The following is an 11,924-nucleotide window of genomic DNA, read 5'->3' as shown; positions in this document are numbered from 1 at the left end:
CAACAGGGCGGTGGAATTTCACCACGAAGGAGATAAGAGTTATTCACAAGTCGAGGTTTCCCTCATGTATTGACTTGGAACGGCCGTTTATACCCAGTTTCCTGGTTTAGCTGCCAACGAGTCGCACGATTCTGTCTGGATTATCTCCTACTACATTTTGATAGTAATGGGCTATTCCTAATCTTGCTAGTTCTTGGGCTAGAAATTGAGCGTTACTATTTAGGATATCTCCTAATAGTAGTTCTGTTCCGACACATATAATTTCTGCAATCATTTAATTAGAATCTCGAAAGTTATTTAAGTTATGTATTAATCAGGATTTACGCAAATCTACTATATATAGAGTTTAAAAACCATATAGTTTTTTGACCCTATGTTATAGTATCTTCACCTAATTCCTCTACCTACTCCCTTCTCGGCGCCAGATTACCTATGAGCAGATTATTGGACTATATAGTTGATAGTCAAATTTTGCTAGGTAGTCTTCTAGGGATAAGGGAATAATAGGTATAATACCATTATTTCCCCTTTAATCACATAAGTTTCTATTTCCATTGCCAAAAATCTCACTTATTACTAAAATTGGTGTATGATATAAATATAACTCCTATTTTGGGATGCAAAGTATGGCCGAAATATATATGGAGGTATTGATAACTAATAACTGATAACTGAAATGACCTTGATTCCTCAAAATTTTCTTAAACAAGTTGCAAGTAGTTATGGTGTCTCGGATATAGAACTTGAAGTCTTATTTAAGGCTTTACTGGAAGGAGAGTCGATTACCACAATTGCCACAGAATTAAAACTTAAACCAGAAACGGTTCGTAAACGTTTGGGTGAAACTTATCGTAAGTTTCAAATTTCTGGTAAAGGACCGGGAAAAATGGCTAAGTTACAGCAATTATTGGTGGCTTTGTATCAGGAGCAAAGTAAATCTGAAGAATTTTCACCCCAGAGTGCTGCACCTCAAACTTTTGACTTAATGTCTCACCAAGATTGGAATGCTGCTCCAGATGTGGAAACGTTTTATGGGCGAGTTGAAGAATTGTCTCAGTTAAATCAATGGGTTTTAACCGATAACTGTCGGTTAGTCGCTCTATTAGGAATGGGGGGAATGGGAAAAACTACCCTGGCGGTGAAATTTGCTAAACAAAATGTAGATAAATTTGATTTTGTGATTTGGCGATCGCTAGCTCAGGCAATACCACTTGGTTCTCTTTTGACCAATTTTATCGAATTTTTATCCCCTCAACCTTCAGAAAATTTTGAGGAGGTTGAAACAGGAATTTCTAAAATGATGGAAATTTTACGGAACCATCGTTGTTTGTTAATTCTTGATGATATGGAGATGATTTTAAGTTCTCAGAATTTAGCAGGTTACTATGGTGATGGTTTTGGAGACTATGGAAAATTCATTCAACGGATTGCTTCAGAGTCTCATCAAAGTTGTTTGGTTTTGGTAAGTTCTGAGAAGTTGAAAGATTTAGGTCGGTTGGAAGGGCAAAAGGTTCGCTCGTTACAAGTGGTTGGTTCTGAGGAAGTTTGCCAGAAAATTTTGGAGGAACGAGGATTTGTTGCTAGTCAAGATTGGGTGAGTTTGATAGAACGTTATAGTTGTAATCCTTTGGCTGTCAAGATTATCTCGGCAATGGTTCAAGAATTGTATGCGGGTGAGGTGGGAGATTTTATTAAAAATACGCTTTTTATGGGAGATGTTCGCTCTTTACTGGATCAACCTTTTCAAAGATTATCTGTAGCTGAGAAGGAAGTTATGTATTGGTTGGCTATTGAGCAACAACCGATAAAATTATCTCAATTACAAGAAAAAATTTTATTACCTTTATCAGCATCTGAATTATTAGAAACGGTTGGTTCTCTGGGGCGACGTTCGCTGATTGAAAAGAGCCAGAAAAAGGGTCAAGTTTATTTTAGTCTTCAACCTGTGGTGATGAAATATGTGATTGAACAGTTTGTTTTTCAGGTGCATGAAGAGTTAGTGGGATTGATTAAAAATCAAGATTTGGAAGGAGTTCGTTTATTGAAACTTTATCCTCTGGAAATTTCTGGGAATGGTAAAAAACATTATTCTATTTTGAGTTTAGTTATGAACCGACTAAGGTCGAAATTATTTACTAATACTAGAGGTTTAAATTTAGCAATTAAACGTTTAGAAGAATGTTTAGAAAATTTACAAGAACAGTTTTTTGAGGGTGAATATATGACTCAAAATTTGGAAAATATTATTAATGCAATTCAATAAAGAAGAAGGAAGAAGGAAGAAGGAACAGAAAGCTATAGATTAATTATTAATTATTGATTAGTAAGGAAGAACTAGATTTTGCCAGACAGTAAAATTAGAGAATATTCCACCTTAGTTTAGTGAGGTACACTTCTCCTTTTCTTGATATCTATCCTTTTTTATCTTTAGAAAAAAATCGTGGTAATTATTCATTATTAATTATCTAATCCCCTCCTCTCTCCTCCCTCTTTTCTATTAATTAGACTTGTTTAGGATAATAAAAATGTTCTTTCTTTATATTGTGCAAATCTTCTTCTGTTATCTGTTATTAATGGCTTTAAGAAGTTTATTTTCTATCAAATATTTTGTAAAAATTATCAAATAGAATAATAACAAAATGAGTGATTTAGAAGTTGAACTGGTTGTAATAGTTGCTCGTTATCAAGGTAAATTTCATTGGTATCGAAGTGACAGAGAGTTATGGGTACTTAATATGAATAAGCGACGTGATGAATTTATAAGTTATGGTCACATAGTACCAGAGTCTCAAGACTCCGATAGATTTGGAATTCGTATAGTAAATGAAAAAACTGCTCGAAAGTTTCTTGATTGTATGTCAGATTTTGAGATAGATAAAGATTTACTAAGTATGGAGGTAGCAAAGGGCTATACTTCAGCAAGAAGTTGGTGGGATGTAAAAGATTTATTCCCCATTATGTTTGTAGATTTTGACAATTACAAAGTGGCGGCTTGTTATCCTGAAGGTATTCCCATGGAGCGCTATATTCCTGATGGTTGGACAGGAGAATTTATTGACTTTGTTACTGAATATCCCGAAGAATTTTTTCCAAAAAAAGAAAAGTTTTGGGTGAAAGAAGATTCAGATTTACTTGAACTTTTAATAGAGAGAGGTAGAAGGTCATAATGAATTTTGATAAGTAAAAGATAAATCAACTTTAATTGGAAAAGTAATTAGTAGTATGAAAAAAATTGTTCTTTGTATTCCTTATCTAATCACAATCAGAAAGTAAAAAACTTACCCTAATTTCTACTCGCTAATTTTTACTCCCTAATTTCTATTTCCTACTCCCGATAAAAAGGAAATTCAGATTTACTTGAACTTTCAATAGAGAGAGGTAGAACTAATAAAAAATTTGAATAAGTAAAAAATTAATTAACTCTAAATTAGGCAAGTAATTAGTAGCAGGAAAAAAATTGCTCTTTGTATTCCTTATTTAATCAAAACCAGAAAGAAAAAAATATCCTAATTTCTACTCCCTACTCCCTAAATTATGAATTACTGTATCAATCCTCAATGTAATAATCATAATCGTCAAAATCCAGAAGAGCTTGATTTTTGTCAAGCTTGCGGTAATACATTGTTGATTGAAAATCGCTATCGAATTATTCGACCTTTGCGACAACCACAACCTGCACATCCTACAGAAATTTTTGAAGTAGAAGATTGGGGAACTGATTTAGAAAATTGGGGAAGTTTGAAAGTTTTAAAAGTTTTGAAATATGACAATAATCCTGATTTAGTTCGACTTTTTAAACAGGAAGCAAGGACGTTAATGTGGTTGCGTCATCCTGGGATTCCTAGAGTTGAACCGGATGGTTATTTTACTGTTTCACTTAATAAAAGTTCTAAACAACTCCATTGTTTAGTGATGGAAAAAGTTGAAGGAGAAAATTTAGAGGAGTGGTTAATTAATCATGGGAAAATTTATCAAGATGAAGTATTAGATTGGTTAAAACAAATTACCGAAATTTTAGATATGCTGCATAGTCAAAACTTACTTCATCGAGATTTAAAACCTTCTAATTTAATTTTAAGACCAAACGGGCAATTAACCGTAATTGATTTTGGTACTATTGGAGTAGGAGATTGGGGAAGAACAAAAATTGGTTCTTTAGGATATTCTGCACCAGAACAAATGACTGGAGAAGCTGTCTTACAATCTGATTTTTTTGCATTAGGTCGAACTTTTGTTCATTTAATAACAGGTCAGTCTCCCATGAATTTTCCAACTGATAGAAAAACTGGGAAAATTATCTGGAGAAATTGTGCTTTTCATATTTCACCTTTAGTGGCTGATTTTATTGATGAGTTAATGAATCCTGTTCCACAAAGGCGACCTAAACATACAAGATTTATTCTCAAAAAATCTCAAGAATTATCAGAAAAAATTGCCACACAGATTAAATCACCAATAGAGGTTAAGGTTTATTTGCAGTTTCTATTTTTCATGTTAATGGGATTTATGGGATTAGGTTTAATTTTACCAAAAATTCCTCTTTTCATCCAAAATTATATTTTTCCAACTATTGACAAAAAACTGACTAATATTGGATTTGAATATTATCAAGATAGTAATTTAGGTCAAGCTGAATTTTATTATAAACTTGCCTTAAAGTTTAATCCTGAAAATGCAGCTTCTTATATACAGTTAGGTTTGATTTGTGAAACTAGACAAGATTTTGGTTGTGCTAAAACTGAATATCAACAGGCTATAGATTCTGCGATTTACCGAAATAATAATTATGTAAAAATCGCAGCAATTAATAATTTATCCCGTCTCCAAATTTGGTTGGATGGAGATAGTGAAATAGCAATTAAAAATCTGACTCTGGGTTTACAAGTTATTTCTGAAATACGGCAAAAATATCCTGATAATTTTACTCAAAGAATAGAATCAAATTTACATAAAAATTTAGGTTGGGCTTATTTTCAGAAATTAAATTATTTTCAAGCAAAATATCATCTAGAAACAGCAGTTAAATTAAATTTTGAAAATGCTCCAGCACAATGTTTATTAGCACAAGTATTGGAGGAAGTTCCTACAGATAAGGATAATTTAAACCAAGCCAGACAAAATTGTATAGATATTCAGTCTACTCAAAATCCTGAAACTAATACTTGGAAAAATTTAATTCGACAAAGTTTAAAAAGGGAGTAGGGAGTAGGGAGTAGGGAACCAACCCCTAACCCCTTCGGTCTAGGAAAATAATTGATAATTTATATTCCAGAATTGATTTGATTTTTGATTATCCAAGATGTCTAATAGCTCTTAGCCGTTTGCGCAGCATGACCCAGGAAATGCTTATTAATTTATTGGAGAGGAATGAAAAAATACCATCTACTAAAGTTAAAAAATACCAATGGAAATAAACTATGAAAATTCAGAAATTTTTGGCTTTATTATTTCTTTTATTTTTAACTGTAGTTAAGCAGATAATTTACTGATAAATTTACAGCAGATTTAACGAGACTTTAGGTACACCCGCACAGGGCTTTCCGGCCAGGAGTAAAAACATTTAATTATTAATATCTGTATTTCATCTACTTGGAATCTGCTGTATCTAATGTATGTGAGATTTATACCAGATAACTTTATTACTCAAGTTAATCAATCTCCAGTATCAGAATTAGTAATTAGTAATTTAATACCTAGATAATATCTACTAAATTTTACAAATACAAATGGCAATAAACTATAAAAAGTATGATTTTTTTTACTTTATTATTTCTTTTATTTTTAACTGTAGTTAAGCAGATAATTCAATGATGAGCTTACAGCATATTGAACCAGGGGTGAAGTACACCGATGGGTGCTTTTCGGCCAGGAGTAAAAACATTTAATTATTAATATCTGTATTTCATCTACTTGGAATCTGCTGTATGTGAGATTTATACCAGCTAACTTTATTACTCAAGCTAATCAATCTCCAGTATCAGAATTAGTAATTAGTAATTTAATACCTAGATAATATCTACTAAAATTTATAAATATAAATAGCAATAAACTATAAAAATTCAGAAACTTTTGGTTTGATTATTTATTTTATGTTTTACTATAGTCAAGCAGATAATTGAATGATAAATTTACGGCATATTTCACCAAGGGTGAGGTATATAAGTGTGGGCTTTCCGGCCTGCATAAAAATATTTTCAAGTATCAGAATCAGTAATTAATAACGAGTCATTAAATAACTACATATAATCTACCAAAATTTATAAATAATAATGGAAATAAACTATGAAAAATTATACATTTTTAGCTCTATTAATTCTTTTAAATTTTACTCCAATAAAGCAGATGATTAATTTACTAAATCATTTTATAATTCCACCAGTTAATGCTATTACTCAAACTAATCAATCTCCAGTTGGAAGAATTATTAAAGTAGATGGAAAAGTATTTTTAAAACGTCATAACTGGTCAGAATATTATCCAGCTTTTGTCGGAACAGAACTGTATGCAGAAGATAAAATTAAACTTACATCTCAAGCAAATTTAATGGCAATTTGTTACACCAATTGGAAAACTTGGAATTTGCCAAAAAATAAAATATCTCAAACAATGGATGGCTGTTTACAAGCTAAATCCCAATGTGTAAAAACTCCAGATGGATGCGTTCCCCTTGATGTTACTCGTGGAATTAATCAAGTAACAATTACTGAAAATATTCCCTATCTTATTAGTCCCCGTCACACTTTTTTATTACCAGATAAACCTTTAATTTTCCGCTGGAATGCTGTGGCAAATGCAACTCGTTATACTGTTATAATTAAAAGTCCGTCAGAATATATTTGGGAAACAGAAGTTAGTGAAAATAAAGTGGTTTATTCAGGAGAAATTCCTTTAAAAACAGGTATCCGATATACAGTAATTGTTCATGCTGATACTGAGGTTTCTTCCCTTGATGAAAAATCCCCTTTTTCTAAACAAGATTATTTGGGAATGGGATTTGCTCTAATTTCAAAATCTCAACAAGAAGAAATTTTGGCAAAAAGTCAGGAACTTACTCAAAATTTAGAGGGTGAAGCAATGGTACTAAGTATGGCTGAACTTTATCAAAAAAATGGTTTGAATTTAGAGGCGATCGCTATTTTAGAATCTTTTATTGAGTCAGGAAATTATACGGCAGCTATTTATCAAATGTTGGGTGAAATATATCAAAAAATTCAATTACTTAAGTCAGCTAAAGATTACTATTTAAAATCAGTTAAATTAATCGGAATTGATGATGTTGGAGGAAAAGCAAAAATTGAGGCGGCTTTAGGGAAAGTTTATGCAAATTTAGGTAGTAAAGAGGAAGCGATTCGTTGGTTAAAATTAGCTTTTAATAAGTATGAAAAATTGGGGGAATTTCAACAGAGAGATGAGTTGAAATTATCACTGGAAAAATTGCAGGAACAGTTGGGAGAAGAATAGATATAGGTTTGACTACCCCGGCGGGAAGTCCCGCGTTCTCCTGTAGGGGAGGGTCGTATGGGAAAGCTGGGCCTTATTTGTGTGGTTCATCCTGATTTTCTATATACTTATTTTAGAACTTAGATACTAACACCATTATTCTGTTATGGTTGTTGACAATTATATCTACAGTAATTATTATAATAACAGACGTATAGTTGAAGAGGTCGATTCTCTATGCTATTGAAATACAAGTACAAGTTAAAACCACATTAAAAGCAACCGGTGATTATATCTAATTGGTTATAAATGGCCAGGAAGCAGTATAATTATCGTTTAGCTCAAAGGTTGAATTGGTTTGAAGCAACCCGTACACGAGTAAACGCTTGTCCACTTAATGTTTCAGTAGTACCAGTAGAACGAATTTATCAAAATATCCCAGAGTTTAGAACACAAACACGGGATGGCAGAAAGAAAGATGATAACGGCAATATCAGTAACGAAAAAAGGTGACAAGCATCCTAACATCATAAATGGTTATGTAGCTTGGGAAACAGTACAGTTAGCAGACCTAGCACAAACAAAAAAACTATTCCCTGAGTATAAGAATATCCACTCCCAGGTCTTGCAAGATGTTATTCAACGTGTACAAACTACGATGGATAACTTTACCAAACCCCATCGAGATGGTAAAACCACTGGTAAACTTAAATTCAAAGGTAAACATTATTATAATTCTTTTAGTTATCCCCAGTTATCAAACTCTAGTATTGTCAAAAATGCTAATGGTCGGTATTGTGTAAACTTACCAAAGATTGGTTTGGTTCCTTTTGTGTATAATCGCTCAATACCAGGAGGTTTCAAAGTCAAGACAGGTAGTGTTATTCGTGAAGTTGACGGGTGGTACATTAGCTTCACGATAGAAGATAAAACTGTGCCTGTTAGAAATTCAACCCACTTTAAAAAACTCAAAAGGTATTGACTTGGGATTATTTGTGACCAGTGATGGCGAGTTTATAGAAGCACCTAAGTTTTTTAGGTTCTCTCAAGATAGATTATCTAAACTTCAGGTAAGATTATCTAAAAAAAACAAACATTCTAAACCTGGGAAAATTCTTAAACGTAAAATAGCTAAACTGCATCAATTAATAGCCAGACAGCGTTTGGATTGGCAATTTAAACTGGCTTATCATCTGTTTTCAGACGTAAGTGCAATATTCCTGGAAGACTTACATATCAAAAACTTACTTCGGTGCTGCAAAGCTAAATTAGGAGAAAATGGTCAGTTTCTACCTAATGGTCAATCAGGTAAGTCAGGCTTAAATAAGTCTTGACAAGATGCAGCATTTGGCCAGTTTATTCAAGTATTAGAGTATGTTGGCTGGAAGTTAGGTAAGAAAATTATCGCGCGTAGACCCAAAAGGTACATCTCAATATTGTTGGGAATGTTTGAAGAAAGTTTCTAAAAGCTTGTCACAGCACTGGCATTCATGGCCTAAATGTGGTCAAGAGCTAGATAGGGACTATAACTCAGCCCTTCTAATACAAAAAATCGGATTATTATCAACACAGGGGGAGGACATCACCTCTGTCATGCGCAGCGGTCAGGGTTTCCCTGGCTGAAGAATCCCGCCCTCTCCCTACGGGAGAATGTCAGGAGTATGTCAAATTGTAAAATGTAAAGCTAATGGTAATTTTAGTTTTGCCTATGATCCTATGAATCAATTATTAAAAATAGCTCCTCTAATTGGAGTCACTATTTTAGTTTCCCCGTTAATGACTTTTGCTCAAATTATTCCGGCATCTGATGGAACGGGAACTGTTGTCATGCCTACGAATCAAACTTCAAATTCACAAACTGTCGATATTCAGGGAGGAAGTCGTTCGGCAAATGGAGCTAATTTATTCCACAGTTTTGAACAATTTAATGTGAATACTAGGCAAACAGTTAATTTTATTTCTACTCCAGAAACACAAAATATTTTGACAGGGATTAGGGGAGGAAATATTTCTCAGATTGATGGGATGATTCGGGTGAGTGGAAGTAATGCTAATTTATTTTTGATGAATCCTGCGGGAATAATTTTTGGTTCTAATGCTCGTTTAGATGTACCTGGTTCATTTTTCACTACAACGTCAACTGCTATTGAGATGGGAAATAGTATGAATGGCTTTCCTTCTTCTCGTTTTGATGTTTTTGCACGAAACAACTACTCAGAATTAGTAGGTTCTCCTAGTGGATTTGTTTTTTCACGAACATCAGGCACAATTATCAATCAAGGAAATTTAAAAGTTAGAGACGGACAAAGTATTGGATTAGTAGGAAACGATGTTGTAAATTTAGGAATGCTTGATGCTCCTAATGGTAATGTTGATATTGTCATGGCACCGGAAAATGGTTGGGTTGAGATTCGGCAAAATGGAAATCTTTTAAATTTAGAAGTACCAACTCAAACAATTGTTGAAAATCCTGACTTACCCACTGTAGCTTTGCCAGAAATGCTCACAGGTGAAACTCAAGCAAGTGCTACAAATGTTCAAGTTGCAGAAAATGGAACAATTCAACTTACCAATTCAAATAATTTACAATTCGGTAGAATTGGTTATGAAACAGTGAAACCTCATCACAAGAATGATAGAGATAGAGTTTTCTTTTCATCTCCTCTTTCAGGAGAAACTTTATCCCAGGAGTCGACAAAAGTTATTGATACTTCTCAATCTGTTTTATTCCAACAACCTTTCTCCTTCAAAAACAAAAAGTCTCAGAATCAGTTTCAGATCAGAACTAATATTCCAGAAACAGAGTTCATTCCTCCTGAAAGCAAACACTCTGGTCATCACTCAGAAAGAACAAAAAAGCAGAATGAAATTTCCACATTGGAAAGTTCTAGCTTTGAGTCAGAAACTTTTTCATCTAGAGAACATAACTTTACGGTTCCCGAAAAATCAGATAAATCTAATGTTCTGGAAATCAAAACTTTTTCTGTTGAAGAAGAAATCCCAATTAGTGAAACCAACTTAGACTTAATAACTAATTCTCCAGTTGTTTATTCTCTCTCATCTACTAATACTGAACTTCCAACTGAGCAAATTTTAACCGAAGCTAGTATTCGAGAAACTTTTACAGAAATTGAGAAGCAAACAAAACAAAAACCTGCTGCAATTTATGTAATTACTCATCCCAATAAATTGACTGAACAAATTGAAGGTATCGAACTAGAGAATTTTACTAGCGGATTAACTTTAATGTTGGTTTTGCCAGACCGCAAACCAATTGTCAAAAGTATGCCAAAAGTAGAAGCAAAGAAACTCCGTCGAGTTGCCAAAGAATTTTATATGGAAGTGAGCGACCCCAGAACTACAGGATGGCCGGCAGCTCGCCAACTATATCAGTGGTTAATTACCCCTCTGGAAACTGACTTAAAAAAAGCTGGCATCAATACTCTCTTATTTTATCTAGATGAAGAGTTGCGCTCAATTCCTTTAGCAGCTTTGTATGACGGAGAAAAATTCTTGATTGAGAATTATAATTTTAGTCTCATTCCCAGTTTGAGTTTGACTAATGCTAGTTATCAAAGTCTCGAAAATGCAGAAGTTCTGGCAATGGGAATGTCCGAATTTGTAGACAAACCGACTCTACCTAGTGTGCCAACTGAAGTTTTCACTATTACAGAGAGATTATGGAGGGGAGAAGCTTTACTTAATCAATCTTTTACTCTAGAGAATCTGCAAAAAATGCGTAACCAAGAAAAATTTAAAATTATGCACATAGCTACTCATGCTAATTTCTCTGCGGAAAATTCTCCCTATATTCAGTTTTGGGATCGAAAATTACCTCTGAAAGAACTCCGCAATTTAGAGTGGTATAAACAACCCCAGGTAGAGTTATTGGTTTTGAGTGCTTGTGAAACTGGTTTGGGAAATATTTGGGAAACTGAAATGGGATTTGCCGGGTTAGCTCATCAAGCTGGAGTTAAATCTGCTTTAGCAAGTTTGTGGCAAGTGAGCGATGTGGGAACTTTGAGGTTAATGATTGAGTTTTACCGTAATTTGAGGTCTAGTTCAATTAAAGCAGAAGCTTTGAGGAAGGCGCAGTTAGCTTTGTTGCGGGGGAATGTGGCGGTGGAAAAAGGTTTGCTCTACTCTACTCGTGGAGATGATTTGGTATTAGAAACTTTAGCGGTTCGTTTACAAACAGAAGATTTATCTCATCCTTATTATTGGGCAAGTTTTACAATGATTGGTAGTCCGTGGTAAGTCTTATGAGTTGTGGCCTGTCAAGACTAAAATGGTGGATTAGAAGTGACCAAAAAGCGAAGACCTCTTCCCCAACCCCTTTCCTGCTTTTGATATAGAGTCCGGTTAATTAGACATTGCAAATAATGGTTGACGGCCACCAGTGGAATTGAGTGATCGCCCGCAATATTTCTGGTTGTTTGACTAGCTGACAACAGCGATCGCAGATTACTTGTTTCAGTTGTTCT

9 protein-coding genes and 1 pseudogene are annotated in these 11,924 nt (G+C 33.9%); 9 read left to right on the top strand and 1 reads right to left on the bottom strand.

Features of this window, described 5'->3' with window-relative positions; all coding sequences use genetic code 11:
* Positions 1–115 precede the first annotated feature (115 nt).
* A pseudogene (locus tag VKJ25_RS09510) lies at positions 116–274 on the bottom strand (molybdopterin-binding protein); the annotation flags it as partial.
* Positions 275–676: 402 nt separating this feature from the next.
* Here VKJ25_RS09510 and VKJ25_RS09505 point away from each other — a divergent pair.
* From VKJ25_RS09505 to VKJ25_RS09470, 9 genes are all read left to right on the top strand, one after another.
* Positions 677–2,263, top strand: coding sequence for an NB-ARC domain-containing protein (locus tag VKJ25_RS09505; RefSeq protein WP_324236389.1), 1,587 nt, complete (start codon positions 677–679; stop codon positions 2,261–2,263).
* 376 nt (positions 2,264–2,639) lie between these two features.
* Positions 2,640–3,167 (top strand): hypothetical protein, encoded by a 528-nt coding sequence (locus VKJ25_RS09500; protein WP_324236388.1) that lies wholly within the window; start codon positions 2,640–2,642, stop codon positions 3,165–3,167.
* Positions 3,168–3,534: 367 nt separating this feature from the next.
* Positions 3,535–5,202 carry a serine/threonine-protein kinase gene (locus tag VKJ25_RS09495; RefSeq protein ID WP_324236387.1) on the top strand — a complete coding sequence of 556 codons (1,668 nt, stop codon included), beginning with the start codon at positions 3,535–3,537 and terminating at the stop codon, positions 5,200–5,202.
* A gap of 1,080 nt (positions 5,203–6,282) precedes the next feature.
* The gene (locus VKJ25_RS09490; RefSeq protein ID WP_324236386.1) at positions 6,283–7,461 is read left to right on the top strand and encodes a tetratricopeptide repeat protein; all 1,179 of its coding nucleotides are present in this window, start codon (positions 6,283–6,285) and stop codon (positions 7,459–7,461) included.
* Between the two features lie 288 nt (positions 7,462–7,749).
* Positions 7,750–7,953 carry a hypothetical protein gene (locus tag VKJ25_RS09485; RefSeq protein WP_324236385.1) on the top strand — a complete coding sequence of 68 codons (204 nt, stop codon included), beginning with the start codon at positions 7,750–7,752 and terminating at the stop codon, positions 7,951–7,953.
* Entirely contained in the window at positions 7,919–8,422 is a 504-nt protein-coding gene (locus VKJ25_RS09480) for a hypothetical protein (protein WP_324236384.1), read from the top strand. The genes VKJ25_RS09485 and VKJ25_RS09480 overlap by 35 nt, the downstream gene beginning before the upstream one ends.
* Before the next feature lies 1 nt (position 8,423).
* On the top strand, positions 8,424–8,774 hold the full coding sequence (locus VKJ25_RS09475) for a transposase (protein ID WP_324236383.1): 351 nt from the start codon (positions 8,424–8,426) through the stop codon (positions 8,772–8,774).
* Positions 8,775–8,889: 115 nt separating this feature from the next.
* Positions 8,890–9,063: a hypothetical protein gene (locus VKJ25_RS24570; RefSeq protein ID WP_375340321.1), complete on the top strand. Its 174-nt coding sequence runs from the start codon at positions 8,890–8,892 to the stop codon at positions 9,061–9,063.
* A 93-nt stretch (positions 9,064–9,156) separates the two neighbouring features.
* Positions 9,157–11,697: a CHAT domain-containing protein gene (locus tag VKJ25_RS09470; RefSeq protein WP_324236382.1), complete on the top strand. Its 2,541-nt coding sequence runs from the start codon at positions 9,157–9,159 to the stop codon at positions 11,695–11,697.
* The last annotated feature ends 227 nt before the right edge of the window (positions 11,698–11,924 follow it).

The organism is Okeania sp. (assembly GCF_035285525.1).
Lineage (GTDB): Bacteria > Cyanobacteriota > Cyanobacteriia > Cyanobacteriales > Microcoleaceae > Trichodesmium.
The sequence above is the reverse complement of the archived record's forward strand: the minus strand, read 5'-3'. Positions and strand labels throughout refer to the sequence as shown.